This is a genomic window from Streptomyces sp. Sge12, from assembly GCF_002080455.1.
In the GTDB taxonomy this organism is placed as follows: domain Bacteria; phylum Actinomycetota; class Actinomycetes; order Streptomycetales; family Streptomycetaceae; genus Streptomyces.
Map to the genome: position 1 here is coordinate 6,642,754 of NZ_CP020555.1, position 25,874 is coordinate 6,668,627.

The 25,874-nt window shown below is 72.1% G+C and carries 27 protein-coding genes and 1 pseudogene; 12 read left to right on the plus strand and 16 right to left on the minus strand.

The genetic code is table 11. From position 1 onward, the window contains the following. Nucleotides 1–12 precede the first annotated feature (12 nt). On the minus strand, nt 13–1,038 hold the full coding sequence (locus B6R96_RS29910) for a hemolysin family protein (RefSeq protein ID WP_081524138.1): 1,026 nt from the start codon (nt 1,036–1,038) through the stop codon (nt 13–15). Beyond that, nucleotides 1,035–2,369 carry a hemolysin family protein gene (locus B6R96_RS29915; protein WP_030388186.1) on the minus strand — a complete coding sequence of 445 codons (1,335 nt, stop codon included), beginning with the start codon at nt 2,367–2,369 and terminating at the stop codon, nt 1,035–1,037. Before B6R96_RS29915 ends, B6R96_RS29910 begins: the two co-directional genes overlap by 4 nt. 236 nt (nt 2,370–2,605) lie before the next feature. On the opposite strand from B6R96_RS29915, the pseudogene B6R96_RS29920 reads away from it, so the two are divergent. Then, nucleotides 2,606–3,022: pseudogene (locus B6R96_RS29920) on the plus strand (GNAT family N-acetyltransferase); the annotation flags it as partial. Nucleotides 3,023–3,184: 162 nt separating this feature from the next. Here B6R96_RS29920 and bioD read toward each other — a convergent pair. From bioD to bioB, 3 genes are read right to left on the minus strand one after another with little or no spacing between them, the layout of a single operon-like run. Then, entirely contained in the window at nt 3,185–3,922 is a 738-nt protein-coding gene (bioD, locus tag B6R96_RS29925; RefSeq protein WP_053704823.1) for a dethiobiotin synthase, read from the minus strand. A gap of 1 nt (nt 3,923) precedes the next feature. Then, on the minus strand, nt 3,924–5,246 hold the full coding sequence (locus B6R96_RS29930) for an adenosylmethionine--8-amino-7-oxononanoate transaminase (protein WP_053704822.1): 1,323 nt from the start codon (nt 5,244–5,246) through the stop codon (nt 3,924–3,926). Next, on the minus strand, nt 5,239–6,492 hold the full coding sequence (gene bioB, locus B6R96_RS29935; protein ID WP_030388190.1) for a biotin synthase BioB: 1,254 nt from the start codon (nt 6,490–6,492) through the stop codon (nt 5,239–5,241). Before bioB ends, B6R96_RS29930 begins: the two co-directional genes overlap by 8 nt. 156 nt (nt 6,493–6,648) lie before the next feature. Between bioB and B6R96_RS29940 the strand changes: the two genes are divergently transcribed. Next, nucleotides 6,649–7,830, plus strand: coding sequence for an 8-amino-7-oxononanoate synthase (locus B6R96_RS29940; protein ID WP_053704820.1), 1,182 nt, complete (start codon nt 6,649–6,651; stop codon nt 7,828–7,830). 39 nt (nt 7,831–7,869) lie between these two features. On the opposite strand, the gene B6R96_RS29945 is transcribed toward B6R96_RS29940, so the two are convergent. Continuing rightward, complete coding sequence (locus B6R96_RS29945) at nt 7,870–8,091, minus strand: DUF397 domain-containing protein (protein ID WP_081524139.1); 222 nt, start codon at nt 8,089–8,091, stop codon at nt 7,870–7,872. A 12-nt stretch (nt 8,092–8,103) separates the two neighbouring features. Further along, nucleotides 8,104–8,988 carry a helix-turn-helix domain-containing protein gene (locus B6R96_RS29950; RefSeq protein WP_030388193.1) on the minus strand — a complete coding sequence of 295 codons (885 nt, stop codon included), beginning with the start codon at nt 8,986–8,988 and terminating at the stop codon, nt 8,104–8,106. Nucleotides 8,989–9,184: 196 nt separating this feature from the next. On the opposite strand from B6R96_RS29950, the gene B6R96_RS29955 reads away from it, so the two are divergent. Further along, the gene (locus B6R96_RS29955; RefSeq protein WP_081524140.1) at nt 9,185–9,634 is read left to right on the plus strand and encodes an ATP-binding protein; all 450 of its coding nucleotides are present in this window, start codon (nt 9,185–9,187) and stop codon (nt 9,632–9,634) included. 23 nt (nt 9,635–9,657) lie between these two features. Here the strand turns inward: B6R96_RS29955 and B6R96_RS29960 are convergent, their stop codons facing one another. Next, nucleotides 9,658–10,050: a VOC family protein gene (locus B6R96_RS29960; protein WP_081524141.1), complete on the minus strand. Its 393-nt coding sequence runs from the start codon at nt 10,048–10,050 to the stop codon at nt 9,658–9,660. 313 nt (nt 10,051–10,363) lie between these two features. On the opposite strand from B6R96_RS29960, the gene B6R96_RS29965 reads away from it, so the two are divergent. From B6R96_RS29965 to B6R96_RS29995, 7 genes are all read left to right on the plus strand, one after another. Further along, entirely contained in the window at nt 10,364–10,666 is a 303-nt protein-coding gene (locus B6R96_RS29965; RefSeq protein ID WP_030011137.1) for an urease subunit gamma, read from the plus strand. A gap of 13 nt (nt 10,667–10,679) precedes the next feature. Continuing rightward, complete coding sequence (locus B6R96_RS29970) at nt 10,680–10,991, plus strand: urease subunit beta (protein WP_030388195.1); 312 nt, start codon at nt 10,680–10,682, stop codon at nt 10,989–10,991. Continuing rightward, nucleotides 10,984–12,705 carry an urease subunit alpha gene (locus tag B6R96_RS29975; RefSeq protein ID WP_081524142.1) on the plus strand — a complete coding sequence of 574 codons (1,722 nt, stop codon included), beginning with the start codon at nt 10,984–10,986 and terminating at the stop codon, nt 12,703–12,705. Before B6R96_RS29970 ends, B6R96_RS29975 begins: the two co-directional genes overlap by 8 nt. Nucleotides 12,706–12,721: 16 nt before the next feature. Then, entirely contained in the window at nt 12,722–13,396 is a 675-nt protein-coding gene (locus B6R96_RS29980) for an urease accessory protein UreF (protein ID WP_079404262.1), read from the plus strand. Between the two features lie 22 nt (nt 13,397–13,418). Next, nucleotides 13,419–14,114, plus strand: a complete 696-nt coding sequence (gene ureG, locus B6R96_RS29985; RefSeq protein WP_081524143.1) for an urease accessory protein UreG — start codon at nt 13,419–13,421, stop codon at nt 14,112–14,114. Further along, nucleotides 14,111–14,962 carry an urease accessory protein UreD gene (locus B6R96_RS29990; protein ID WP_081524144.1) on the plus strand — a complete coding sequence of 284 codons (852 nt, stop codon included), beginning with the start codon at nt 14,111–14,113 and terminating at the stop codon, nt 14,960–14,962. The genes ureG and B6R96_RS29990 overlap by 4 nt, the downstream gene beginning before the upstream one ends. Before the next feature lie 182 nt (nt 14,963–15,144). Further along, nucleotides 15,145–16,818 (plus strand): alpha/beta hydrolase, encoded by a 1,674-nt coding sequence (locus B6R96_RS29995; protein ID WP_081524145.1) that lies wholly within the window; start codon nt 15,145–15,147, stop codon nt 16,816–16,818. Between the two features lie 42 nt (nt 16,819–16,860). Here the strand turns inward: B6R96_RS29995 and B6R96_RS30000 are convergent, their stop codons facing one another. The 6 genes from B6R96_RS30000 to B6R96_RS30020 all read right to left on the minus strand — a co-directional run bounded on the left by B6R96_RS30000 (nt 16,861) and on the right by B6R96_RS30020 (nt 22,134). Further along, nucleotides 16,861–17,571 (minus strand): lysophospholipid acyltransferase family protein, encoded by a 711-nt coding sequence (locus B6R96_RS30000; RefSeq protein ID WP_081524146.1) that lies wholly within the window; start codon nt 17,569–17,571, stop codon nt 16,861–16,863. Nucleotides 17,572–17,655: 84 nt separating this feature from the next. Beyond that, complete coding sequence (locus B6R96_RS37780) at nt 17,656–17,814, minus strand: hypothetical protein (protein WP_030388202.1); 159 nt, start codon at nt 17,812–17,814, stop codon at nt 17,656–17,658. 32 nt (nt 17,815–17,846) lie between these two features. Further along, on the minus strand, nt 17,847–18,803 hold the full coding sequence (locus B6R96_RS30005; protein ID WP_081524147.1) for a cytochrome c oxidase assembly protein: 957 nt from the start codon (nt 18,801–18,803) through the stop codon (nt 17,847–17,849). Nucleotides 18,804–18,906: 103 nt separating this feature from the next. Continuing rightward, on the minus strand, nt 18,907–19,932 hold the full coding sequence (locus B6R96_RS30010) for a 6-phosphofructokinase (RefSeq protein ID WP_081524148.1): 1,026 nt from the start codon (nt 19,930–19,932) through the stop codon (nt 18,907–18,909). A gap of 215 nt (nt 19,933–20,147) precedes the next feature. Continuing rightward, nucleotides 20,148–20,876: a type 1 glutamine amidotransferase gene (locus B6R96_RS30015; RefSeq protein ID WP_030388205.1), complete on the minus strand. Its 729-nt coding sequence runs from the start codon at nt 20,874–20,876 to the stop codon at nt 20,148–20,150. Nucleotides 20,877–20,895: 19 nt separating this feature from the next. Beyond that, nucleotides 20,896–22,134, minus strand: coding sequence for a MurT ligase domain-containing protein (locus tag B6R96_RS30020; protein ID WP_052873103.1), 1,239 nt, complete (start codon nt 22,132–22,134; stop codon nt 20,896–20,898). Nucleotides 22,135–22,257: 123 nt separating this feature from the next. Here B6R96_RS30020 and def point away from each other — a divergent pair, with 123 nt between their 5' ends. Continuing rightward, entirely contained in the window at nt 22,258–22,812 is a 555-nt protein-coding gene (gene def / locus B6R96_RS30025) for a peptide deformylase (RefSeq protein ID WP_081524149.1), read from the plus strand. A gap of 114 nt (nt 22,813–22,926) precedes the next feature. Here def and B6R96_RS30030 read toward each other — a convergent pair whose 3' ends face one another. Continuing rightward, a complete protein-coding gene (locus tag B6R96_RS30030) occupies nt 22,927–23,571 on the minus strand; it encodes a TetR family transcriptional regulator (protein WP_030388207.1) in 645 nt (214 codons plus the stop codon). A gap of 216 nt (nt 23,572–23,787) precedes the next feature. On the opposite strand from B6R96_RS30030, the gene B6R96_RS30035 reads away from it, so the two are divergent. After that, nucleotides 23,788–25,017 carry an acyl-CoA dehydrogenase family protein gene (locus tag B6R96_RS30035; protein ID WP_081524150.1) on the plus strand — a complete coding sequence of 410 codons (1,230 nt, stop codon included), beginning with the start codon at nt 23,788–23,790 and terminating at the stop codon, nt 25,015–25,017. Here B6R96_RS30035 and B6R96_RS30040 read toward each other — a convergent pair. Then, nucleotides 25,014–25,832: an LppU/SCO3897 family protein gene (locus B6R96_RS30040; RefSeq protein ID WP_237291547.1), complete on the minus strand. Its 819-nt coding sequence runs from the start codon at nt 25,830–25,832 to the stop codon at nt 25,014–25,016. The two genes, B6R96_RS30035 and B6R96_RS30040, sit on opposite strands and share 4 nt — an antisense overlap. Nucleotides 25,833–25,874: the final 42 nt, after the last annotated feature.

Genomic DNA, 25,874 nt, shown 5'->3' on the forward strand with positions numbered 1-25,874 from the left:
GGTCCCGACGGATCACGCCGACGCGGGCCTGCCGAACAGCTCCCGCAGGACGTCCTCCATCGTCACCAGTCCCGTCATGGCGCCTTCCGCCCCGAGGACCGCCGCCAGGTGCGTACGGCTGCGCCGCATGGCGGTCAGCACGTCGTCCAGCGGGGTCTCCGCCCGCACCTGGGCGATCGGCCGCAGCGCCGAGACCGGGAAGGGCTCGTCCCGGGCCTGGTCGTCCGCGTCCAGGGCGTCCTTCACGTGCAGGTAGCCCAGGATCCTGTGCTGCGCGTCCACCACCGGGAAGCGCGAGTACCCGGACTCCGCCGACAGCCGCTCCAGCCCGGCCGGGCTGATGCCCTCCCGGGCCGTGACCACCCGGTCCGCCGGCAGCACCACGTCGGTCACGGGCCTGCGGCCCAGTTCCAGGGCGTCGTGCAGGCGCTCGCTCGCCCGGTCGTCCAGGAGCCCCGCGGCACTGGAGTCCTTGACCATCCGGGCCAGCTCGTCGTCCGTGAACGTCGCCGCGACCTCGTCCTTGACCTCCACCCGCAGCAGGCGCAGCAGGGTGTTGGCGAAGGCGTTGATCGCGAAGATCACCGGTCGCAGCGCGCGCGTGACGGTCACCAGCGGCGGCCCCAGCAGCAGGGCGGTGCGCACGGGCTCGGCCAGCGCCACGTTCTTCGGCACCATCTCGCCGAAGAGCATGTGCAGGTACGTCGCCAGCGCCAGCGCCACCACGAAGGAGATCGCGTGGGTCAGGCCCGCCGGTACTCCGACGAGGTCGAACAGCGGGGTCAGCAGGTGGGCGATGGCCGGCTCGGCCACCACGCCCAGCACCAGGGTGCACAGCGTGATGCCCAGCTGGGCCGCCGCCATCAGCGCCGATACGTGCTCCAGGCCCCACAGGACGGCGCGGCCGCGCCGGTCGCCCTGCTCGGCGTACGGCTCGATCTGGCTGCGCCGGACCGAGATCAGCGCGAACTCCGCGCCGACGAAGAAGGCGTTGACGACCAGGGTCGCCAGGCCGATCAACAGCTGGATGACGGTCATCGGCCCTCCTCCGTACCCTCGGCGGGCTCGACGGGGGCGTGCAGCAGCACGCGCGAGGCCCGTCGCCCGACGGCGTCCACCACGTCCAGACGCCAGCCGTCCAGATCCATGCGGTCGCCGACCGCCGGGATCCGGCCCAGCTCGGTCGCTATCAGGCCGGCCAGGGTCTCGTACGGACCCTCCGGCACGCGCAGCCCGATCCGCCGGAGCTGGTCGGTGCGCGCCGCGCCGTCGGCGGAGTAGAGCAGGCGCCCGGAGGCGTCCGTACCGGCCGGGGCAAGGTCCGGGGTCTCGTGCGGGTCGTGCTCGTCGCGGACCTCGCCCACGACCTCCTCGACGATGTCCTCCAGCGTGGCCACTCCGGCCGTGCCGCCGTACTCGTCGATGACCACGGCCATGGTCTGCTTGCCGGACAGCCGGTCCAGGAGCCGGTCGACGGTGAGCGACTCCGGTACGAGGAGGGGCTCGCGCAGCAGCTGCGACACGGGACGGCGGCGGCGTTCCGAGGCCGGCAGGGCCAGGACGTCCTTGATGTGGACGGTGCCGACGACGGTGTCGAGGCTGCCCCGGTAGACGGGGAAGCGGGACAGGCCGGTGGCCAGCGTCGCGTTCGCCACGTCCTCCGCGGTGGTCTGCACGTCCAGCGCGGTGACCTGGACGCGCGGGGTCATCACATTCTCCGCGGTCAGGTCCGCGAGGTTCAGGGTCCGGACGAACAACTCGGCCGTGTCCTTCTCCAGCGCGCCCGCCTTCGCGGAGTGGCGGGCGAGGGCGACCAGCTCCTGCGGGGTCCGCGCGGACGCCAGCTCCTCGGCCGGCTCCAGACCGAAGCGGCGCACCATGTGGTTCGCGGTGGTGTTGAGGTGGCTGATCAGGGGCTTGAAGGCCCGGCTGAAGACCCGCTGCATGGTCGCCACGCGCTTGGCGATCGCGAGCGGGGAGGAGATCGCCCAGTTCTTGGGCACCAGCTCGCCGACGACCATCAGGACGACGGTCGACAGGACGGTGCCCAGCACCAGGGCGGTGGAGGAGGCGGCGCCGGCCGACAGGCCGAGGGCCTCGAAGGGCCCCTGGAGCAGGGCGGAGATCGACGGCTTGGAGATCATGCCGATGATCAGGCCGGTGACGGTGATGCCGAGCTGGGCGCCGGAGAGCTGGAACGTCAGGGTGCGGACGGCGGCCAGGGCGCTGTCGGCGCCGCGCTCACCGCGCTCGACGGCCCGTTCGAGTTCGCTGCGCTCGACGGTCGTCAGCGAGAACTCGGCCGCGACGAAGACTCCACAGACGAGACAGAGCAGCAGTGCCACGACGAGCAGGAGCACTTCGGTCATCGGTCGATCACCTCCGTCCCATGATCGGCCAGGAGGCGGGGGATCGCGCGATGTCGCGAACGGGTGCGTCGCGAAGCGTCGTGTCGCGAACGGGTATGTCGGGGACTGGGAGGCTCGCCCATGGGCGGACGCTCACACCTTTCACTCAAGAGGGACCTTTCACCACATGGTAAAGGAAGAGCAAAGGGAACGGATCATACTTTTGGCGGGGTGTGACCGGGTGGTGGGATCCGGACATGACTGATCTTCATATCGGCCCCGCGTCGGCCGCCGACCTGGGTGCCGTCCTGGACTTCTGGAAGGCCGCCGCGGAGGGAACGAGTATCAGTGACGACCTCGCCGGCGTCGAGCGCCTGCACGCCCGGGACCCGCAGGCGCTGCTCCTCGCCCGGCGCGACGGCGAGCTCGTCGGCACGGTGATCGCGGGCTTCGACGGGTGGCGCTGCCACCTCTACCGGCTCGCCGTCCACCCCGGGCACCGCAGGCAGGGCATCGCAGCCGCCCTGCTGGCCGCCGCCGAGGAGCGCTTCGCGGCCCTCGGCGGCCGGCGCGGGGACGCGATGGTGCTCGACCGCAACGAGCGGGCGCACCGGGTGTGGGACGCGGTGGGCTACCGGCCGCAGGAGCAGTGGACGCGCTGGGTCAAACCGCTCGGCCAGCCGCCGGTGCGGAGCCGTGCCGGTGCGGGGCGGGTGCCTTGGTCGGGCGGCCGCACCGCAGTGGCCGGCGGGGCTCACAGACTCGGGGCTCCGCCCCGGACCCCGCGCCTCAAACGCCGGCGGGGCTGGTTATGCCGGCGGGGCCGGGGTTGCGCTTTAGGCGCCGGCGAAGGCCGGGGGGGACCAGGTGGACAGGAAGGACTCTGCCGACCAGGTGCCCGACAGGGTCGGGTCCAGCCAGGACGGGGCCGATGCCCGGAAGAGCTCCGGCGCGAGGGTCCCCGAGCCCTCCGGGACGGCGCCCAGCAGCGGCAGTCCCGAGGACTTCGTGAGGTCCGCCAGGTTGCAGCGCGCCGCCAGGTCCGGGCTCTGCGGCCAGCTGCCCACCACCACGCCCAGCGGGGTCAGGTCCCGGGCCCGGAGCGCCTCCGCCGTGAGGGTGGTGGAGTTGAGCGTGCCCAGACCCGCCTGGGCGACGATCAGCGTCGGCGCACCCAGCAGGCGGGCCGCGTCGGCCAGCGTGTTGCCCGACTCGTCGAAGTGGACGAGCAGCCCGCCCGCGCCCTCCACCAGGACGAGGTCGTGGTCCAGCGACAGCCGCTCCGCGGCCTCGGCGATCTGTGCCGGGGCCAGCGTCGGCAGCCCCGAACGGCGGGCCGCCGTGTCCGGGGCCAAGGGCTCCGGATAGCGCGCCAGTTCCACCGCTGTCACGGAGGGCCCGGCCAGCCGGACGGCCTCCGCGGCGTCCCCCGGCTCCTGCGGGCCGACACCCGTCTGTGCGGGCTTGAGCACTGCCACCGAGCGGCCGGCGGCCACCGCGGCCGCCGCGATCGCCGACGTGACCACCGTCTTGCCGATCTCGGTGCCCGTCCCGGACACCATCAGTACGGACATCTCAGCCTTCCTGCGCGGCCGCGCACACGGCGCGGCAGATACGGTTCACGTCCTCGTCGCCGGTCACGAACGGCGGCATCACATAGATCAGGTCCCGGAACGGGCGCAGCCACACGCCCTCGCGCACCGCCGCCCGGGTGGCCGCGGCCACGTCGACCTCGTGGTCGAGCTGCACCACGCCGATCGCGCCCAGGACCCGTACGTCCTTCACCCCGGGGATGTCGGCGGCGGCCGCCAGCCCCTCGTGCAGCCCCGCCTCGATCCGCTTGACGTCCGTCGCCCAGTCCTGGCCGAGCAGCAGCTCGACGGAGGCCAGGGCCACGGCCGTGGCCAGCGGGTTGCCCATGAAGGTCGGCCCGTGCGCCAGCACCGGGACCTCGCCCTGCGAGATGCCGTCCGCCACCCGCTCCGTGCACAAGGTGGCCGCCAGCGTGAGGTAACCACCGGTCAGTGACTTGCCCAGGCACATCACGTCCGGGGTGATCCCCGCGTGGTCGGCCGCGAACAGCGCGCCCGTACGGCCGAAGCCCGTGGCGATCTCGTCCAGGATCAGCAGGACCCCGTACTCGTCGCACAGCTCGCGCAGCACCCGCAAGTAGCCCGGGTGGTGGAAGCGCATGCCGCCCGCACCCTGCACCACCGGCTCCACGATGACCGCGGCCAGCTCGTCCGCGTGCGCGGCGATCATGGAGCGCAAGTGGTCCGCGTACGCCGGGTCGACGGGCGTGTCGAAACCGCCGGGCGGGGCGTCCGCGAAGACCTGCCGCGGCAGGTGGCCCTGCCACAGCTCGTGCATGCCGCCGTCGGGGTCGCAGACGGCCATCGGCTGCCAGGTGTCACCGTGGTAGCCGCCGCGCCAGGTCAGCAGCCGGGTCTTGCCCGTCCGCCCCAGCGAACGCCAGTACTGCAGGCACATCTTGACCGCGACCTCGACCGAGACCGAGCCCGAGTCGGAGAGGAAGACGTGCTCCAGCCCCGGCGGGGTGATCTCGACGAGCTTCGCCGCGAGCCGGACGGCGGGCTCGTGGGTGAGTCCGCCGAACATCACGTGCGACATGAGGCCCAGCTGCGCGGTCGCCGCCTCGTTGAGTACCGGGTGGTTGTAGCCGTGGATCGCCGACCACCAGGACGACATGCCGTCGACCAGCTCTTCGTGGCCGTGGCCCTGGGACGGGTCGGCGAGCCGCAGCCGCACCCCCGAGGCGGAGGCGATGACCAGCGGTTCCTGCCGCCCGGGCATCGGGCCGTACGGGTGCCAGACGTGCTGCCGGTCCAGCGCGAGCAGTTCCGCGCCGGACGGCAGCCGGTGGAGCCGATCAGGCATTGGGGGCGATGTCCGTCCCCGCGCCGCGGCGGCGGACCGCCACCAGCTCCGGCCGGACCTCGCCGGCCTCGGCCTGGACCGGTACGGGCGTCTGGTCCGCGTGCGCGTGGCCGGAGCAGCCGCCGCACGCCGAGCCGCAGCCCGCGGCCGGGGCGTCGCCCTCGGCGGACGCGCCCGAACCGCAGAGCGAGGCGCCGCCGTTCGAACCGCAGCCCCCGCCGGTGGCGGCGGCCGCGACGTCGGAGCGGTGCGCGGGAAGGGTCGACGTACCGGCGCCCTCCACCTCGAAACCGGCGTCCGCGATCATGTCGAGGTCGGCCTGGCCGGCCTGGCCCTCACTGGTCAGGTAGTCGCCGAGGAAGATCGAGTTGACCACGTGCAGGGCCAGCGGCTGCAGCGTGCGCAGGTGCACCTCGCGCCCGCCCGCGAGGCGGACCTCGACGTCGGGGCAGACGAACCGGGCCATCGCCAGGATGCGCAGGCAGCGCTGCGGGGTGAGGTTCCACTCCTTGGCCAGCGGGGTGCCCTCGAACGGGATCAGGAAGTTGACCGGCACCGAGTCCGCGTCCAGCTCGCGCAGCGAGAAGACGACGTCGACCAGGTCCTCGTCGCTCTCGCCCATGCCCGCGATCAGACCGGAGCACGCGGACAGACCGGCGCCGTGCGCCTTCTGCACCGTGTCGACGCGGTCCGCGTAGGTGTGGGTCTTGGTGATCTGCCCGTACGTCGCCTCGGAGGTGTTGAGGTTGTGGTTGTAGGCGTCCGCGCCCGCGTCCCGCAGCCGCTCCGCCTGGCCGTCCGAGAGCAGGCCGAGGCACGCGCAGACCTCGACGCCCTCGTTCTGCTCCTTGATCGCCGCGATCGTCTTGCCGACGCGGTCCACGTCCCGGTCCGTCGGCCCGCGGCCGCTCGCGACCAGGCAGACCCGCTTGGCGCCGCCCGCGACACCGGCCGCGGCGGCCTGGGAGGCCTCCTCCGGCTTCAGCCACGTGTACTTGAGGATCCCGGCCGTCGACCCCAGGCGCTGGGAGCAGTAGGAGCAGTCCTCGGGGCACAGGCCCGACTTCAGGTTGACCAAGTAGTTCAGCTTGACCCGACGGCCGAACCACTGGCGGCGTACCTTGCCGGCCGCGGCCACCACGTCGAGCAGTTCGTCGTCAGAAGTCGCCAGTACGGCGAGCGCTTCTTCGCGGGTCGGCAGCTCGCGCCGCAGCCCCTTGTCCACCAGGGTGTTCAGCAGGTCCATGAACCCGATCCTGGACCACACCCCCGCTCCCGGCCAAGGAGAGATCGCACAACATGGCCGGATGGGTGTGTGTGTATCACCACACCTGGCGCAGCAGCCGCGGAAGCTAGGGTCGGGCAGGTCTGTGGACTGCCGACAAAACACGAGGACCTGCCGATGCCCCAGCACACTCCCGACCCCGTGGATGTCTTCGCCTGGATCGACGCCGCGGAGCGCGCGCGGGAGGAGGCCGGACTGGTCCGCACGCTGCGGCCCAGGCCGCCGGTGTCGCCGCTGCTGGACCTCGCGAGCAACGACTACCTCGGCCTGTCCCGCCATCCCGAGACCGTCCGCGGGGCGCAGCGGGCGGCCGAGTGCTGGGGCGCCGGAGCCACCGGCTCCCGTCTGGTCACGGGGACGACCGAGCTCCACACGGAACTGGAGCGGGAGCTCGCCGCCTTCTGCGGGTTCGAGGCCGCGCTCGTCCTCTCCTCCGGGTACGCGGCCAACCTCGCGGCCGTCACCGCGCTGAGCGACTGGGGCACGCTGGTCGTCTCCGACGCGGGCAACCACGCCTCGATCGTCGACGGCTGCCGGCTCTCGCGCGCCGAGACGGCCGTGGTGCCGCACGCGGACCCGGACGCCGCCCGCAAGGCGCTCGCCGCGCACGAGGGCCGGGCGCTGCTGGTGAGCGACTCGGTGTTCTCCGTGGACGGGGACGCCGCGCCGCTCGCCGGTTACGCCGCCGCCTGCCGGGACGAGGGCGCCGCCCTGGTCGTCGACGACGCCCACGGGCTGGGCGTGCTGGGGGAGGGCGGCCGCGGCGCGTTGCAGGCCGCCGGGCTCGCGGGCGCGCCGTACGTGGTCGCCACCCTGACCCTCTCGAAGTCCCTGGGCAGTCAGGGCGGTGCCGTGCTCGGTCCGGCCAGGGTGATCCGACACCTGGTCAACACCGCGCGCACCTTCATCTTCGACACCGGGCTGGCCCCGGCCGCCGCGGGGGCGGCGCTGGCGAGCCTGCGGCTGCTGCGGCGGGAACCCGAGCGCGCGGGCCGCGCCCGCGAGGTGGCGGCCCAGCTGTACGGGCGACTCACCGCGTCCGGCCTGACCGCGGCCCGGCCGGACGCGGCCGTGGTGTCGGTACGGGCCCCGTCGGCATCGGCGGCACTGCGCTGGGCCGCCGACTGCCGCGAGGCAGGTCTGTCCGTGGGGTGCTTCCGCCCGCCGTCGGTGCCGGACGGCATCTCCCGGCTGCGGCTGACCGCCCGCGCCGACCTCACGGGGGACGAGATCGATCGGGCGGTCGGGACGATCCTGGCGACCGCGCCCGCCGGAGCCACGGAAGGCCGGGGCCGGTAGGGCGCTTCGGCCCGGGTCCCGGGCACTGCCGGGCGGGTGTTACGCCTGCGCGTCCACCCGTACGGTGGCGAGGAAGCCGTCCCAGGCCGGCCCGGTGAAGAGCACGGCCGGGCCGTCCGTCCGCTTGGAGTCGCGGACGGCCAGCAGGCCGCCGCGAAGGACGGCCGTTTCCACGCAGTTGTTCATTCCGGTGCTGCGGCTGCTCCGCCGCCACCGCGCGCTGATCAGAAGTCCGCTGCTTGATAAGGGGGTTGCGGACACGGGGGTGCCTCCTTACGCGTCGTCAGCGAGTGAGCTGATGAGATCCGACGAGTCCTGGGGCGGGAGGGCGTGCGCCTGGATGGTGCGGAACGCGGCGCCGTACGCCTCAAGGTCTTCCTTCCGCTCCAGATAGAGGCTACTCGTCAAATGGTCGAGTACCACCACATCCAGATCAGCGATGTCCGGAAATGAAAAAATAACGAACGGTCCGGTCAGGCCAAGATGCCCGCCGACGCTGAACGGAAGCACCTGCAGGCGTACTTGAGGCAGCCGGGACACCTCCACCAGGTGCCGCAACTGCTCGGCCATCACCCCCGGCCCGCCGATCTGCCGGCGCAGCACCGCCTCGTCCAGTACGGCGCTCAGCTCCAGCGGGGGATCGGCCCGCAGTACCGACTGCCGGGCGAGGCGTACGTCGACCAGCGCGTCCACCTTCGGCTCCGGCAGCCCGCCCAGCGCGGCCCGGGTCACGGCCCGCGCGTACTCCGGGGTCTGCAGCAGCCCCGGTACCACGGACAGCTCCACGGTGCGGGCCGCGCGGGCCCCCGCCTCCAGGCTGATGAAGTCCCGGTACTCCTGCGGCAGCAGCCCCCGGTAGTCGTGCCACCACTGGCGTCCGCGGCCGGTGTCGCCCGCCGGACCGGGGCCGGTCGCCGAGGCCGACAGCGCCTCCAGCAGGGCGCGCTGCTGCGGGCTGACGATCTCCCCGTAGGCGTCGAGGAGCAGCCGGATGTCCTCCGGTTTGACGCCGCTCCGCCCTGTTTCGATACGGCTGATTTTCGACTGGTGCCACCCCACGATCCGGGCCGCCTCACCACTGGTGAGTCCGGACCGGTCGCGCAGGGCGCGCAGTTCCTCGCCGAGCTTGCGTCGGCGCACCGCGGGACCGTGCTGCACACCCGCCTCCTTCCACCGGCACAGCTCGCACCAGTCTGCCGTCCAAATACGCTCTTCCGTAGCAGAGTTCACCGCATCGAGCGACAGATATATGCATATCTTGGGGGAAAGGCAGATGTGACGGCACGATGGGTGGCACTCTGGCGTCCAGCACAGATCCGGGGCTTTTCGCCCCGGTGGGAAAGGGACCGTCGCCATGGCAGATCACCAGGAAGCATCCGTCACTCTGCCGAGCGATCCCGCCTCGGTCGCCGCTGCCCGACGCTATGTCGCGGAGGTGCTGGGCGAATGGGGACTCCCCGATGACGCCGACACCGCCGACAGCGTCCGGCTGATCGTCTCGGAGCTCGCCACCAACGCCGTACAGCACACTTTCGGCCAATCGCCGACCTTCACCGTCGACGTCCTGCTGGAACGCCAGGAGTGGTTGCGCATCGGGGTGACCGACAGCCACCCCCGCTGGCCCAAGCGGCTCCCGGCCGCCGTCCAGCAGGACAACGGCCGGGGCATGGTCATCATCCGCTGGCTGACGGCGGAGGCGGGCGGCCGGCTCTCGGTCACCCCGACCCAGGACGGCGGCAAGACGGTGTGGATCGCGCTGCCCTGGAACGCAGTGGCCCCGGCGGGCAGCGTCACCGGCCGCTGACCTGCGGAAGGGGCGGCCACGGCCTAGAGGAGGCCGCGTTCGCCCGCGCTGCGCTCGATGCACAGCTCGTTGCCCTCGGGGTCGGCGAGGACCACCCAGCCCGCGACACCGTCCGCGTCGCGGCGGTCGTCCACGAGCTTCGCGCCGAGCCCGATCAGGCGCTCCACGGTCTCGTCCCGGGTACCGGTCGGCGGCTGGATGTCCAAGTGGACCCGGTTCTTGACCGACTTGGCGTCCGGGACCCGGATGAACAGCAGCCCCGGCACACCGGGCTGCCCGGGCTCCAGCAGGACCTCGTCGTCCCCCTCCACGTCGTCGGGGTGGATCGGGAAGCCGGTCACCGCGGACCAGAACTCCGCGATCCGGTAGGGGTCCAGGGCGTCGAAGGTGATGTGCCGGACGGCGTTGACGAACATCTGTCTCCTCGATGGGGGATCCGTTCGCGGATCCGTATACGGAATCGGGCGCGCGGGGGACCGGAGTTGAACCGGGTACCTGCCCGAAACGTGGGTTAACGCAGTGGAAAAGCGCAGGGCTTAGCGTGGCGCCACGTTCGACCGCCAATGATCACCCATGATCCGGTAAAGCGCTGGTGGTCGGGGCGGAAAGCCTTTCCCCGTATGGGGCAAGACTCGCTTGGTTCGGATAAGCGCAGGTCAACAGAGTGTTGAAGGCCGTTAGGGTCGCCCCGCCCACAGTTGATCTTGTCCCGGAAGCTTGGTGATACACGTGCAACTGACACCGCACGAGCAGGAGAGACTGCTCATCCACGTGGCCGCCGACGTGGCCGAGAAGCGGAGGGCGCGCGGGGTCCGCCTCAACCATCCGGAGGCGATCGCGCTGATCACGTCCCACCTCCTGGAGGGCGCCCGCGACGGGCGCACGGTGGCCGAGCTGATGGCCTCGGGCCGCACCGTCCTGACCCGCGAGGAGGTCATGGAGGGGATCCCCGAGATGATCCACGACGTCCAGGTCGAAGCGACCTTCCCGGACGGCACCAAGCTCGTCACGGTCCACGACCCCATCGTCTGAACGGAGTACCCGCATGATCCCCGGCGAAATCGTCCACGGGGACGGCCCGGTGCTCCTCAACGAGGGCCGTCCCGTCACCCGCCTCACCGTGCTCAACGCCGCCGACCGGCCGGTCCAGGTCGGCTCCCACTACCACTTCGCCGAGGCCAACCCCGGCCTGGACTTCGACCGCCCCGCCGCCCGCGGGCTCCGGCTCAACGTCGCCGCCGGCACGGCCGTCCGCTTCGAGCCGGGCATCCCGGTCGCGGTGGAACTCGTACCCCTGGGCGGGCTGCGCACCGTACCCGGGCTGCGCGGCGAGACCGGAGGGCCGATCGATGGCTGAGCTCTCCCGCCGGGCGTACGCCGACCTCTTCGGGCCGACGGCCGGCGACCGGATCCGGCTCGCCGACACCGACCTCTTCGTCCAGATCGAGCGGGACCTCAGCGGCGGCCCCGGGCGGGCCGGCGACGAGGCCGTCTTCGGCGGCGGCAAGGTCATCCGCGAATCCATGGGGCAGGCCCGCACCACCCGGGCCGAGGGCGCCCCCGACACCGTGATCACCGGCGTCGTCGTCCTCGACCACTGGGGCATCGTCAAGGCCGACCTCGGCATCCGCGACGGCCGGATCTGCGGCATCGGAAAGGCCGGCAACCCCGACACCATGGACGGGGTGGAGCCCACCCTGGTCATCGGCCCCGAGACCGAGATCATCGCCGGCAACGGGAAGATCGTCACCGCCGGGGCCATCGACGCCCACGTGCACTTCATCTCCCCGACGGTCATCGAGGAGGCGCTCGCCTCGGGGACCACCACCCTCGTCGGCGGCGGCACCGGACCGGCCGAGGGAACCAAGGCCACCACCGTCACCCCCGGGCCCTGGCACCTGGCCCGGATGTTCGCCGCCCTGGAGGCCTACCCGGTCAACATCGGCCTGCTCGGCAAGGGCAACACCATGTCCCGCGAGGGGATGTACTCCCAACTGCGCGGCGGCGCACTCGGATTCAAGATCCACGAGGACTGGGGGGCCACCCCGGCCGTCATAGACGCCTGCCTCGGGGTGTGCGAGGAGACCGGCGCCCAGGTCGCCATCCACACCGACACCCTCAACGAGGCCGGTTTCGTCGCGGACACCCTCGCGGCCATCGCCGGACGGACCATCCACTCGTACCACACCGAGGGCGCGGGCGGCGGGCACGCACCCGACATCATCACCGTGGTCTCCGAGCCCAACATCCTGCCCAGCTCCACGAACCCCACCCGGCCGCACACCGTCAACACCATCGAGGAACACCTCGACATGCTGATGGTCTGCCACCACCTCAACCCGGCCGTCCCCGAGGACCTCGCCTTCGCCGAATCGAGGATCCGGCCCTCGACCATCGCCGCCGAGGACGTCCTCCACGACCTCGGGGCCATCTCCATCATCTCCTCCGACTCCCAGGCCATGGGCCGGGTCGGCGAAGTCGTGCTGCGCACCTGGCAGACCGCCCACGTGATGAAGAAGCGCCGCGGCTTCCTCCCCGGCGACGGCCCCGCCGACAACCACCGGGCCCGCCGCTACGTCGCCAAGTACACGATCAACCCCGCCGTGGCCCAGGGCCTCGCCCGTGAGATCGGCTCCGTCGAGACCGGGAAGCTCGCCGACCTGGTGCTCTGGAACCCCGCCTTCTTCGGGGTCAAGCCCGAACTCGTCATCAAGGGGGGCCAGATCGCCTACGCGCAGATGGGCGACGCCAACGCCTCCATCCCCACCCCGCAGCCCGTCCTGCCCCGGCCGATGTTCGGCAGCCACGGCCGGGCGCCCGGCCTCAACTCCCTGAACTTCACCGCGCAGGCCGCGCTCGACGACGGGCTGCCCGAACGGCTCGGCCTGGGCAAGCAGTTCGTGGCCATCGAGAGCACCCGCAAGGTGGGCAAGGCCGACATGCGGTGCAACGACGCCATGCCGAGGGTCGAGGTCGACGCCGACACCTTCACGGTCACCATCGACGGTGAGGCCGTGGAACCGGCACCCGCGACGGAACTGCCCATGGCCCAGCGCTACTTCCTGTTCTGAGAAGAGGTCCCTGCCGATGAGCCGCGCCGCGCTGCTCGTCCTCGCCGACGGCCGGTTCCCCGCCGGGGGCCACGCCCACTCCGGCGGGGCCGAGGCCGCCTGCAAGGCGGGCCGGATCCACGACGCCGCCACCCTGGAGGACTTCTGCCGGGGCCGGCTGCACACCGCCGGCCTCACCGCCGCCGCGCTCGCCGCGGCCGCCGCCCTCGGGCTCGACCCGGCCGAACTGGACGCCGCCGCCGACGCCCGCACCCCCTCGCCGGCACTGCGCACCGCCGCCCGGCGGCTGGGACGGCAGCTGCTGCGGGCCGCCCGGGCCACCTGGCCCGCGGCCGAACTGGAGGCCCTGGCCGCGGCGTTCCCGCGCGGGGCGCACCAGCCCGTGGTGCTCGGCGTCACCGCCCGGGCGGCCGGGCTCGGGCCGGGGGACGCCGCGCACGTGGCGGCGTACGAGAGCGTCGGCGGGCCCGCCACCGCGACCGTGCGGCTGCTGGGCCTGGACCCCTTCGAGGCGAGCGGGGTACTGGCCCGGCTCGCCCCCGAACTCGACGCCGTCGCGGCCCGGGCGGAGCGGGCCGCGCTGCGGGCCCGCTCGCAGGGCACAGGCGCCCTTCCCGCGGCCTCCTCGCCGCTGCTGGACATCTCGGCCGAGGTCCATGCCGACTGGCCGGTACGGCTCTTCGCTTCCTGATTCCCCGAAGGAGACACCCCCCATGCACCTCGACCACGCGGTGACCTATCCCCACCGGCACACCCACAGCGCCGATCCGCTGCGGCCCGACGGCACCCGGCGGGCCCTGCGCATCGGACTCGGCGGTCCCGTCGGCTCCGGCAAGACCGCCACCGTCGCCGCCCTGTGCCGCGCGCTGCGCTCCGAGCTGTCCATGGCCGTCGTGACCAACGACATCTACACCCGCGAGGACGCCGAGTTCCTGCTCCGCGAGGCCGTCCTGCCGCCCGAGCGGATCACCGCCGTCGAGACCGGGGCCTGCCCGCACACCGCCATCCGCGACGACATCTCCGCCAACCTGGAGGCCGTGGAGGAACTGGAGGACGCCTTCCGGGAGCACGGCCGACTGGACCTGATCCTCGTCGAGTCCGGCGGCGACAACCTCACCGCCACCTTCTCCCGCGGACTCGTCGACGCCCAGATCTTCGTCATCGACGTGGCCGGCGGGGACGACATCCCCCGCAAGGGCGGCCCCGGTGTCACCACCGCCGACCTCCTCGTCGTCAACAAGACCGACCTCGCCCCGCACGTCGGCTCCGACCTCGACCGGATGGCCCGCGACGCCGCCGCACAGCGCGGTAAACTGCCCGTCGCCTTCCAGTCGCTGCGCGGCCCCGAAGGGGTCGGCCCGGTGGCCGCCTGGGTCCGCGAGCGAATCGCCGCCTGGTCCCCGCGATGAGCGGCGCGGCCACGGCGGACCTCGCGCAGGCCGCTGCGGACCTCGGACGGGCCTCCGCGGACCTCGCGCAGACCGCCCCCGCGGCGCCGCCGGCCGGCCTGCGGGCCACCGCCCGCATCCACGCCGCGGCCGACGGGCGGGGCGGCACCGCCCTGCCCCTGCTGGCCGGGGAGGGGCCGCTCGCGCTGCGCCGCACCCGCTCATCGGCCGGGGACCGGGCCGGGGTCATGCTGGTCGGCGCGATGAGCGCCCCGCTGGGCGGCGACCACCTCACCGTCGAGGCCACCGCCGGGCCCGGGGCGCACCTCGCCCTCGCCTCGGCGGCGGCCACCCTGGCACTGCCCGGCCGGTCCGGCGAACCCGCGCGGTACGACGTACACCTCACCCTGGAGGACGGGGCGTCGGTGCGCTGGCTCCCCGAACCGCTGGTCTCGGTGCGCGGCAGCGACCTACGGGTGCGCACCCGGGTCCGGATGGCCCCCACCGCACGCCTGGTACTGCGCGAGGAGCAGGTACTGGGCCGCACCGGGGAGGCTCCGGGCCTGCTGCGCAGCCGCCTCACCGTCGACCTCGGGGGCCGTCCGCTGCTGGACCAGGAGCTCGCCTGCGGCCCCGGCGCGCCCGGCGGCTGGGACGGCCCGGCCGGCCTGGCCGGACACCGGGCGCTCGGCCAACTCCTCGTGGTGGAACCGACCTTCGCCGCCAGTCCGCCGACGGCGGCGGTCCTGGGGGAGTTCGCGGTGGTGACGCCGCTGGCCGGTCCGGCCGTTCTGGTGACGGCCCTGGCCCCGGACGCCCTGCGGGTGCGCGAACTGCTCGACGCGGCCTGCCGTACCTACGGCCGGTGAAAGCGGGACGCATCAGGCACCGCTCAGCGGTACACGCCTCGCCGGTTATCGGGTTGGCAAAGAAGTCGATCCGGCCCTGTCGCCGGGTCGGGATCAGACGACAGGATCCCCCTGCACGCCGACGATCGAACCCGACCAACCAGGCCGCCCACGGCGGCATCTGACGCAGGGGGAACAACCACGTGATACGCAACGCGGCGCTGGCGAGCGCCGCCACACTGATCACCGGCACACTTGCGGCGAGCCTGCTGCTGGCCCCGCCGGCCTCGGCGGCCTCCGCCGGCAGCGACGGCAGGCTGCCCGAGGCGCTGGGCGCGCAGATCGCCGCCGCCCGCGCCGCCCGCGCCGGGATCGACTGGAAGGACTGCCCGGCGGACTGGGGCTTCGAGAAGCCCATCCAGTGCGGCTGGGTGAAGGTCCCGCTCGACTACGCGAAGCCGTACGGCAAGACCATCGACATCGCCGTCGACCGGATCGGCAGCACGGGCACCAAGGAGGAGCGCCAGGGCGCCCTCGTCTACAACCCCGGCGGCCCCGGCGGCTCCGGCATGCGCTTCCCGCGCCGCGTCACCACCAAGAGCCCGCTGTGGGTCAACACCTCCAAGGCCTACGACTTCGTGGGCTTCGACCCGCGCGGTGTCGGCCACTCCGCGCCCATCTCCTGCATCGACCCGCAGGAGTTCGTGAAGGCCCCCAAGGCCGACCCGGTCCCCGACTCCGAGGCCGACAAGCGCGCCCAGCGCAAGCTCGCCGCCGAGTACGCGGACGGCTGCAAGGAGCGCAGCGGCGAGATGCTGCCGCACATGACCACGCCGAACACCGCCCGCGACCTCGACGTGATCCGGGCCGGCCTCGGCGAGAAGAAGCTGAACTACCTCGGCGTCTCCTACGGCACCTACCTGGGCGGGGTCTACGCGACCCTCTTCCCGACCCACGTGCGCCGCATGATCGTCGACAGCGTGGTGGACCCGTCCCAGGACAACATCTGGTACGAGGCCAACCTCGGCCAGGACGTCGCCTTCCAGATGCGCTGGAACGACTGGCAGGACTGGGTCGCCAAGAACGACGCCGTCTTCCACCTCGGCGACACCCGCGCCAAGGTCGAGGCCAAGTGGCAGGAGCTGCGCGGCAAGGCCAAGGCCAAGCCGCTCGGCGGGATCGTCGGCCCGGCCGAGCTCATCGGCTTCTTCCAGGGCGCCCCCTACTACGACTCCTCCTGGGTGCCCGTCGCCCAGACCTTCGCGGCCTGGGCCGCCGGTGACGAGCAGGCGCTCATCGACGCCATCGCCCCGGACATGTCGGACACCAAGGGCAACGCGGCCTCCGAGAACGGCAACGCCGTCTACACCGCCGTCGAGTGCGCCGACGCGAAGTGGCCCACCAGCTGGTCCAAGTGGGACCGCGACAACTCCAAGCTGCACCAGAAGTACCCGTTCCTGACCTGGTCCAACGCGTGGATGAACCTGCCCTGCGCGACCTGGAAGTCCAAGCAGAGCAACCCGATCGCGGTCGGCGCCAAGCACGGCCTGCCCCCCGTGCTGATCGTCCAGTCCGAGCGGGACGCGGCCACGCCGTACAAGGGCGCGGTCGAGCTGCACCGCCGCCTGGCCGGCTCGCGTCTGATCACCGAGAAGAGCGCGGGCTCGCACGGTGTCACCAGCCTGGTGAACCCCTGCATCAACACCCGGGTGGACACCTACCTGCTCACCGGCAAGGTCGACGCCAAGGACGTGACGTGCGCCCCGCACGCCACCCCCGTGGCCCCGGCCGCGGCCGCGGCGAAGTCCCTGTCCACCGACGCCCCGGCCGAGTCCTCGGTCTTCCCGGCGCCGGAAGAGCTCCCCGCCGTCCGCTAAGGACGCGCGGGACGGCACGGCACAGGACGAGCGGGAGAGGGCTCAGCGCGCGGAGCGCCGGGCCCTCTTCCGCTGTTCCTCCTCCTCGGCCTTGACCTCGGCCGCGTACCGGTCGACGTACTCCTGGCCGGACAGCCCGAGGATCGCGTACATGATCTCGTCGGTGACCGCCCGCAGGACGGCGCGCTCGCCCTCCATCCCGGCGTACCGGGAGAAGTCCAGCGGCTCGCCGAAGCGGATCGTCACCCGCCGGATCTTCGGGATCTTCTTCCCGGGCGGCTGGATCTCGAAGGTGCCCACCATCGCGCAGGGCACCACGGGCACCCCGGCGCCCAGCGCCAGCGCCGCCACCCCCACCTTGCCCTTGTAGAGCCGCCCGTCGTGCGAGCGCGTCCCCTCCGGATAGATGCCCAGCAGCTCGTCCTTGGCCAGTACGGACAGCCCCTCGCGCAGGGCCGCCTGCCCGGCGTTCTTGCCCGAGCGGTCCACGGGGATCTGCCCGGCGCTGCGGAAGAAGGCGGCGGTGAGCCGCCCCTTGACCCCGGGGCCCGTGAAGTACTCGGCCTTCGCGAGGAAAGTGATCCTCCGCTTGAGGATCGCCGGCATCAGGAAGTGGTCGGAGAACGACAGGTGGTTGCCCGCGACGATCGCCGCACCCTCGGCCGGGATGTTCTCCAGGCCCTCGATCCGCGGTCTGAACAGCAGCCGCAGCAGGGGACCGAGCAACACGTGCTTGAGCAAGTGGTAGAACACCAGGCCGCTCCTGTCGATATCCCGTTGTCACCGCCAGTTTACGGACGGTGAGACGCGAGGTGCAGGGGGCGGAGGTGACATTGCTCAGACATTGCGCGCGGCGGCCATCCCGGCGGTCAGCAGTCCCAGCACGACCCAGCCGAACCACAGCCAGCCGTTGCTGCCGAGCGCCACGGAGTACGCGGCCACGGCCACCAGTGCGGCGAAGGTCATGACTGCCATCGCCTTAACGGATCCGGTCATGCCCCATGGTGGCGCGCAAAGGCGGGATCGCGCTACTGGCCACGCGCTTGGAGCGAGGCGAGATACGAGTTGTACGCCTCCAGCTCCTTGTCGCCGTTGCGCTCCTCGGCCCGGTCGGACCGCCGTGCGGCCCGCTGCTCGGAGTGGTACCACTGGTAGACGAGGGCGATCAGGACCAGCACCGAGGGGATCTCGCTGAAGGCCCAGGCGATGCCGCCGCCCCACTGCTGGTCGAGCAGCGGATCGATGCCCAGCGACGCCGGCGGGTTCGCGTACGTCTTGATCATCGGCTGGCTCGCCATCATCAGGGCGATGCCGAAGAAGGCGTGGAAGGGCATGCCCGCGAACAGCTCCAGCATCCGCATGACGTAGCCCGGCCGGTGCGGCCCCGGGTCGATGCCCATGATCGGCCAGAAGAAGATCAGGCCGACCGCGAGGAAGTGGACCATCATCGCGATGTGCCCGGTGCGGCTCTCCATCAGGAAGTCGAAGAGCGGGGTGAAGTACAGCGCGTACAGGCTCGCGATGAACATCGGGATCGTGAAGGCCGGGTGGGTGATCACCTTCATGTACCGGCTGTGCAGCAGCATGAGCAGCAGCTCGCGCGGCCCCTTGTGACCGCGGGCGGCGGGCGGCAGCGCACGCAGCGCCAGTGTCACCGGAGCGCCCAGCAGGACCAGGATCGGGGTGATCATGCTGATCACCATGTGCTGCACCATGTGCACGCTGAACATGACCATGCCGTAGTCGTTCAGCTTGGTGCACATCACGAGGACCACGGTCAGCACGCCCGTCACGAAGGCGACCGTCCGGCCCATCGGCCAGGCGTCCCCGCGCCGGTGCAGCCGCAGCACGCCCCACCCGTACAGGGCGAGCCCGATCAGCGAGCCGAACAGGAAGAAGGCGTCGAAGGAGAACTCCAGACCACGCCCGAGAGTGAACGGCGGCAGGTCCATGTCCATGTCCATGCCGTGCCCGCTGTGATCCATCTGTTCACTCCCTTGACCGTGGTGCCCCACCACAGTAATGCCGCCCCCGTACGCTCTTGCGCGCGGGGGCGGCCCAGGATAGAGGGGGCGTACAAAAGGGGCGTCAGAGAACCGTCTGCGCCTCGTCGTACCGCTCGGCCGGAACCGTCTTGAGGGTCGACGTCGCCTCGGAGAGCGGCACCATCACGATGTCCGTGCCGCGCAGCGCCGTCAGCATGCCGAACTCACCGCGGTGGGCGGCCTCCACGGCGTGCCAGCCGAAGCGGGTGGCGAGGACCCGGTCGTACGCGGTGGGCGTGCCGCCGCGCTGGACGTGGCCCAGGATCACCGGCCGGGCCTCCTTGCCCAGGCGGTTCTCCAGCTCCACGGCGAGCCGGTTGCCGATGCCGGCGAACCGCTCGTGGCCGTAGATGTCCTTGCCGCGCTCCTCGAAGTCCATCGAGCCGGGCCTGGGCTTGGCGCCCTCGGCCACCACGACGATCGCGAACCGCTTGCCCGCCGAGAACCGCTCGCCGACGATCTCCGTCAGCTCGTCGATGTCGAAGGGGCGCTCCGGCACGACGATCGCGTGCGCGCCGGCCGCCATGCCCGAGTGCAGGGCGATCCAGCCGGTGTGGCGGCCCATGACCTCCACGACCATCACGCGCTGGTGGGACTCGGCGGTGGTCTTCAGCCGGTCCAGCGCCTCGGTGGCCACCCCGACGGCGGTGTCGAAGCCGAAGGTGACATCGGTGGAGGCGATGTCGTTGTCGATGGTCTTCGGGACGCCGACGATGGGCAGACCGGCCTGCGAGAGCAGGTTCGCGGCCTTCAGCGTGCCCTCGCCGCCGATCGGGATGATCGCGTCGAGGCCCAGGTCCGCGACGTGGCCGCGGGCGCGCTCCACACCGTCGCGCAGGTGCGCGGGCTGGACCCGGGAGGAGCCGAGGATGGTGCCGCCGCGGGCGAGGATGCCGCCGACGGCGTCGAGGTCGAGCTTGCGGTAGTCCGCCTCCAGCAGGCCCTTCCAGCCGTCGAGGAAGCCGATGACCTCATCGCCGTGGTCGACGACGGCGCGGTGCACGACGGAACGGATGACGGCGTTGAGACCGGGGCAGTCGCCACCGGAAGTGAGCACACCTATGCGCATGGCAGGAACGGACCTTTGCAACGTGGGCCGACGACCGGACCACGTCGTCCGGTTGGAACTACGGCCACCCTACAAGCGGTGGAGCGGTGGGCTGAACCATCCTCCACATGCTGGTCGCACTCGTCGTACAAAACCACGTCGGCCCGGTTCCCCCTAGGGAAAACCGGGCCGAACACATGATGGAGGGGCCGCCCCGATGAGCGGTCCGCCGGGTGCTACGCGGGCTGCGTCGCGGCGGCGATGCGCTCCGCGCGCAGCGCCTCGTACCACCGGTCGTCTATGGCCGGCAGTGCGTTCACATCGAGGGCCAGCTTCAGCAGCAGGTCCGCGATCTGCGGGTTGCGGGCCATCACGGGACCGTGCATGTACGTGCCGAACACCGTGTCGTTGTACGCGCCTTCGGTGCCGTCGCCGGTGCCGTTGCCGCGGCCCATGGTCACCCGGGCGAACGGCCGGGCCGTCGGTCCGAGGTGGGTCACGCCCTGGTGGTTCTCGAAGCCGGTCAGCTGCGGCAGGTTCAGGCGCGGGTCGATGTCGGCGAGGACGTCGCCGACGCACCGCTCGCCCTCACCGCGCAGGGTGACGACGTCCAGCAGGCCGAGGCCCTCCTGGCGCTGGCCCTGGTCGTTGACGAACTCCTTGCCGAGGATCTGGTACCCGGCGCAGACGGAGAAGACGATCGCCCCGTTCGAGACGGCGCGCTCCAGGCCGCCGTCGCGCAGCAGGCGCTCCGCGGCGAGGCGCTGCGGCCGGTCCTCGCCGCCGCCGATCAGGTAGATGTCGCCCGAGGTGGGGATGGGCTGGTCGCTGCGCACGTCCACGCGCTGCACGTCCAGGCCGCGCTGGCGCGCCCGGCGCTCCACCACGAGGGCGTTGCCCTGGTCTCCGTACGTGCTCAGCAGGTCCGGGTAGACCCACACCAGACGCAGGCTGTTGTCGCTCATGCTCTTGTCCTTATGGGTACTAGTTGCCGACGCGGCGGCGCACGTCCTGGAAGGCGGTGTAGTTGGCGATCAGCTCGATCTGTCCGGGCGGCGCGAGCTGCACGGCCTCGTCGAGGGTCTCGCACACCCGGAAGTCCAGGCCCGCGACCTCGAGGCGGACCGCGAGGTCCAGCTTGCGGTCGCCGATCACGAAGATCGGGTGACCGAGCAGCCGCGGGTAGTCCACGTCCCACAGCCAGGAGGTGTCGGTGCCGTCGGCGCCGCGCGCGTTCACCGAGAGGATCACCGGGGTCGGCGGGGGATCGATCAGCGAAAACGTTTCGAGCCAGCCCGCCGGGTTCTTCGCGAGCAGCAGCCGCAGCTCACGGCCCTGGAAGTTCACCACGTCGTAGCGGCCGGCGACGGCCTGCACCTGGTACATCCGCTCCAGCGCGACCTGCGGCGGGACGCCGAAGACGGCGGCCACGGCGGCGGAGGTGGCGGCGTTGGCCTTGTTGGCGCGGCCCGGCAGCTGGAGGTGGATCGGCCAGGCACTGCCGTGGGGGTCCAGGACGTGGTCGCCGGAGAGCACCCAGGTCGGGGTCGGGCGCCGGAAGCCGCACTCGCCGCAGAACCAGTCGTCGCCGGGGCGCTGCATGACGCCGCCGCAGGAGGGGCACGACCAGGCGTCGTCCTTCCACTCCTGGCCGGCCGCGACCCACACCACGTTCTGGGAGGAGGAGGCGGACCACACGATCAGCGGGTCGTCGCAGTTGGCGACGATGACCGCCTTGGAGCCCTGGAGGCCCTCGCGCCACTTCTCCGCGAGCATGCGGGTCTCGGCGGCGCGGTCCAGCTGGTCGCGGGAGAGGTTGAGCAGGGCGATCACCTTGGGGGTGACGTCCCGGGCTACTCCGGCCAGGTACTTCTCGTCGACCTCGATGACGCCGTACTTGGCGTCCGAACCACCGGCCAGCGCCGAGGTGATGCCGGCGGGCATGTTGGCGCCGAGGGCGTTGGAGACGACCGGACCGCTGGCCCGCAGGGCCTCCGCGATCAGCCGGGTCGTCGTGGTCTTGCCGTTCGTCGCGGAGACGAGGACGACATCGAGATGTTGCGCCAGCGCGCCGAGGAGATCGGGGTCGAGCCTGAGTGCGACCTTGCCACCGATCACCGATCCGCTTCCGCGTCCCGCGGCCCGCGACACCGCCGCCGCGGCCTTGCCCGCCGTCACGGCCAGCTTGGCCCGCGGCGAAAGCGGCTCCGTGTTGCCTGCCATCGTCCCTTGTCCTCCTTGCGTCGGTCGGCCCCAGCCTATCCAGTACCGGCCCGGGCCTTGACCGCGGCGCCCCCGGCCCGCCGCGGATCTCCTCATATAGTCGCCCGTCGTAGGCTTACGGCCATGCGACAGCGCCCCATCCCCGGTACCACCGGCCTCGTCCGCACCATGAGCCTGCTGGGTGATCCGGTGCTCCACTCCGCGTGCGCGGACGTCACCGCATTCGGCCCGGAACTCGACCGGCTCATCGAGGACATGTTCGCGACGATGTACGCCGCCGAGGGTGTCGGGCTCGCCGCGAACCAGATCGGCGTCGGACAGCGGGTCTTCGTCTACGACTGCCCCGACGACGAGGACGTCCGCCACGTCGGGCACATCGTCAACCCGCGGCTGGTGACGGCCGACGGGGACGAGTTCCTGGGGCCGGAGGGGTGCCTGTCCCTGCCGGGGCTGGAGGCGGGGACGGTCCGCTTCGACCACGCGGTGGTGGAAGGGGTCACCTCGGACGGTGCGGCGGTGCGGATCTCGGGGACGGGGTTCTTCGCGCGGTGCCTGCAGCACGAGTGCGACCACCTCGACGGGACGGTGTACGCGGACCGCGTGACGGGGCTGCGGGCCCGTCGCCTGCGGCGGGCCATCCGGAAGACCCCCTGGGGAGCCCGGGCCCAGCAGGACTAGGGCGGAGCCCCGCGAAACCCGGCTCCGCCGGGCACCGGGCTCCGCCCGGACCCGCGCCTCAAACGCCGGCGAGGCTGGACTCCGCCCGGCGAGGCTGGATTCGGCCCGGCGAGGTTAGAAGCCCGGGCCGTCCTTGCGGTTGCCGGCCGTGGCCAGGCGGCCCCAGAGGAGGTCGGTGAGGCCCGCGACGAGCTCCGCGCGGTCGCAGGGGCGTTCGCCCAGCCACCAGTCGCCGGCCGCGTGCATCATGCCGACGATGCCGTGGCCCCAGATCCGGGCGAGCCGTTCGCCGCCCGGGCCGAGGTCCACCCGTTCGCCGATCACCTCCGCCAGCTCCTCGCCGAGCCTGCGCAGCAGCGGGGCCGAGTGCAGCCCGACGTCGAAGCCGCGTTCGGCGCTGTGGGAGTCCTCGGCCGGGTGCATGAGGAAGCGGTAGACCTGCGGGCGGGCCTCGATGGCGGCGAGGTAGGTGTCGAGGGTCGCCTCCACCCGGCGGCGCCGCTCCGCGGGCGCGTCCAGCGCGGCCCGCAGGGAGTCGAGCAGGGCATCGGTGTGCCGGACGGCGAGCGCCTGGTAGAGGCCCGCCTTGTCCCCGAAGTGCCGGTAGAGGATGGGCTTGGTGATGCCGGCCTCCGCCGCGATCGCGTTCATGGAGGCCTTGGGGCCGTCCCTGAGCACGACCCGGTCGGCGGCTTCGAGCAGCTCCCGCCGGCGGCGTTCGGCCGCTCCCGGCTCGCCGGCCCGCTGAGTGGTCTCCATGACGTGTTTCTCTCCCCGCCCTTGCGATGTGCGTGACGCCCACGCAACGTAACACCCGGCACACCCTGTCGATCCAATCGGCGGCCACCCCGTCCGGCGTCGTGGCCGGTGCGGATGCTGCTTGACAGTGCTTACTCGCCAGTAACAGACTGTGGTCTTCGCGTAGGTTACCGCTAGTAACCTCCGCAGGGACGAGTACAGACAGGTGGAGGGGACATGGCGGAGTTCACCATGGAGCTGAACGACGACCAGAAGCAGGTACGGGACTGGATCCACGGCTTCGCCGCCGATGTGATGCGACCCGCCGCCGCGGAATGGGACGAGCGCGAAGAGACTCCCTGGCCCGTCATCCAGGAGGCCGCCAAGGTCGGCATCTACTCGCTGGACTTCTACGCCCAGCAGTTCTTCGACCCGACCGGCCTCGGCATCCCGATGGCGATGGAGGAGCTCTTCTGGGGCGACGCGGGCATCGCGCTCTCCATCGTCGGCACGGGGCTCGCGGCCATCGGCGTCGTCGCCAACGGCACCGAGGAGCAGATCGGCACCTGGATCCCGCAGATGTACGGGACCCCGGACGACGTGAAGGTCGCCGCCTTCTGCTCCTCCGAGCCGGACGCGGGCTCCGACGTCGGCTCGATGCGCACCCGGGCGGTCTACGACCAGGCCAGGGACGAGTGGGTGCTCAACGGCACCAAGACCTGGGCCACCAACGGCGGTATCGCCAACGTGCACATCGTGGTCGCGGTCGTGGATCCCGAGCTGGGGACCAAGGGGCACGCCTCCTTCATCGTCCCGCCGAACACCCCCGGACTGTCCCAGGGCCAGAAGTTCAAGAAGCACGGCATCCGCGCCTCCCACACCGCCGAGGTGGTGCTGGAGGACGTACGGATCCCCGGCTCCTGCCTGCTCGGCGGCAAGGAGAAGCTGGACGAGCGCCTCGCGCGGGCCCACGAGCGGGCGCGCAGCGGTGGGGGCGAGCGGGTGAAGAACGCGGCCATGGCCACCTTCGAGGCCTCCCGGCCCGCGGTCGGCGCGATGGCCGTCGGTACGGCGCGCGCGGCGTACGAGGTCGCCCTCGACTACGCGAAGACCCGCACCCAGTTCGGCCGCCCGATCATCGACAACCAGGGCGTGGCCTTCCAGCTCGCCGACATGCGGACCCGGATCGACGCGGCCCGGCTGCTGGTGTGGCGGGCGTCCTGGATGGCCGTCGCGGGCCGGCCGTTCGAGTCGGCGGAGGGCTCGATGTCGAAGCTCTTCGCGAGCGAGGTCGCCAAGGAGGTCACCGCCCAGGCGGTCCAGATCCTCGGGGGCAACGGATTCACGCGCGAGTACCCCGTGGAGCGCATGCACCGCGACAGCGCCATCTACACGATCTTCGAGGGCACCAGTGAGATCCAGCGCCTCGTGATCGCGCGCACGATCTCCGGTATGCCGATCCGCTAGGCCGGGGAGGACGCGGAGGGCGGGGCGGCGGGTGCGGTGGCCGCGCCCTGCGCCCGGCCCAGGCGGGTGAGGCAGAACGTGGTGAACTCGTCGGGGCCGTACTTGGGATCGGCGATGTAGTCGCCCGGGGCGCAGGGCGCATCGGACGCGCCGGGCCCGCCCGTGACGCGGAACTCGGCGCGGGGCGAGGCGCAGGGCTCGGTCCGCAGGTCCTGGTCGCTCCAGCTGCCCTCGTTGCGCACGCACTGGCCCGTGGTCAGCTTCGCGTCGCCGATCATGATGCCGAGCAGGATGAGGACCGGGACGGCCAGCACGGCGAGCAGCACCGGCGTCATCAGGAGCAGCGCCGGGGGCCGGCGCCACAGCGGCCTGCCCGGGTCGAGCGCGGGCCGGTGGCCGCCCGCCGGGGGAGCGAGCCTGCGGAAGGACGCCCGCGGGCCGAGGTTCATCAGCAGGGTCACGGGCGTGATGAACAGGGACAGCGGCCCCCACCAGCCCTGCCACAGGGTGTCTGACGACATCCGGCGGTAGGTGGCGAGCCCGCAGTCGCGGCAGAAGGGCCCGCCCAGGCTCAGGAACCGCATCAGTACGACCATGCCCTGGTGGCCGCGTACGGTCGCGTGCGCGGCCGGCCAGGCCCCGCACAGCCGGCAGCCGTACCGGCCGGGCTCCGGGTGCGTGCCGTACGCGCCGTAGGGCTGCGGTGAGCCGAACCCCCCTGGGCCGGGCGGACCGCTCTGCGGCGGGACGGGCACGGTGTAGGGGCCGTACGGGCCGGCGCCCTGCGGGGGCGGGGGCTGTGGCGGAGTGGCCACGGGGGTCTCCTCGGTCGCTCTTGATCACCGGTGCGGTGATCA

Coding starts and splice junctions, on each gene's coding strand:
- bioB (WP_030388190.1), bottom strand. CDS start 6,492: ATGGACCTGCTGAACACCCTGGTGGACAAGGGGCTGCGGCGCGAGCTG.
- bioD (WP_053704823.1), bottom strand. CDS start 3,922: ATGTCCGTACTGATGGTGTCCGGGACGGGCACCGAGATCGGCAAGACG.
- B6R96_RS29930 (WP_053704822.1), bottom strand. CDS start 5,246: ATGCCTGATCGGCTCCACCGGCTGCCGTCCGGCGCGGAACTGCTCGCG.
- B6R96_RS29970 (WP_030388195.1), top strand. CDS start 10,680: ATGATCCCCGGCGAAATCGTCCACGGGGACGGCCCGGTGCTCCTCAAC.
- B6R96_RS30020 (WP_052873103.1), bottom strand. CDS start 22,134: ATGGCAGGCAACACGGAGCCGCTTTCGCCGCGGGCCAAGCTGGCCGTG.
- B6R96_RS37780 (WP_030388202.1), bottom strand. CDS start 17,814: ATGACCGGATCCGTTAAGGCGATGGCAGTCATGACCTTCGCCGCACTG.
- B6R96_RS29960 (WP_081524141.1), bottom strand. CDS start 10,050: ATGTTCGTCAACGCCGTCCGGCACATCACCTTCGACGCCCTGGACCCC.
- def (WP_081524149.1), top strand. CDS start 22,258: ATGCGACAGCGCCCCATCCCCGGTACCACCGGCCTCGTCCGCACCATG.
- B6R96_RS29980 (WP_079404262.1), top strand. CDS start 12,722: ATGAGCCGCGCCGCGCTGCTCGTCCTCGCCGACGGCCGGTTCCCCGCC.
- B6R96_RS30005 (WP_081524147.1), bottom strand. CDS start 18,803: ATGGATCACAGCGGGCACGGCATGGACATGGACATGGACCTGCCGCCG.
- B6R96_RS29940 (WP_053704820.1), top strand. CDS start 6,649: ATGCCCCAGCACACTCCCGACCCCGTGGATGTCTTCGCCTGGATCGAC.
- B6R96_RS29975 (WP_081524142.1), top strand. CDS start 10,984: ATGGCTGAGCTCTCCCGCCGGGCGTACGCCGACCTCTTCGGGCCGACG.
- B6R96_RS30035 (WP_081524150.1), top strand. CDS start 23,788: ATGGCGGAGTTCACCATGGAGCTGAACGACGACCAGAAGCAGGTACGG.
- B6R96_RS30010 (WP_081524148.1), bottom strand. CDS start 19,932: ATGCGCATAGGTGTGCTCACTTCCGGTGGCGACTGCCCCGGTCTCAAC.
- ureG (WP_081524143.1), top strand. CDS start 13,419: ATGCACCTCGACCACGCGGTGACCTATCCCCACCGGCACACCCACAGC.
- B6R96_RS29915 (WP_030388186.1), bottom strand. CDS start 2,369: ATGACCGAAGTGCTCCTGCTCGTCGTGGCACTGCTGCTCTGTCTCGTC.
- B6R96_RS29910 (WP_081524138.1), bottom strand. CDS start 1,038: ATGACCGTCATCCAGCTGTTGATCGGCCTGGCGACCCTGGTCGTCAAC.
- B6R96_RS29990 (WP_081524144.1), top strand. CDS start 14,111: ATGAGCGGCGCGGCCACGGCGGACCTCGCGCAGGCCGCTGCGGACCTC.
- B6R96_RS30030 (WP_030388207.1), bottom strand. CDS start 23,571: ATGGAGACCACTCAGCGGGCCGGCGAGCCGGGAGCGGCCGAACGCCGC.
- B6R96_RS29955 (WP_081524140.1), top strand. CDS start 9,185: ATGGCAGATCACCAGGAAGCATCCGTCACTCTGCCGAGCGATCCCGCC.
- B6R96_RS30015 (WP_030388205.1), bottom strand. CDS start 20,876: ATGAGCGACAACAGCCTGCGTCTGGTGTGGGTCTACCCGGACCTGCTG.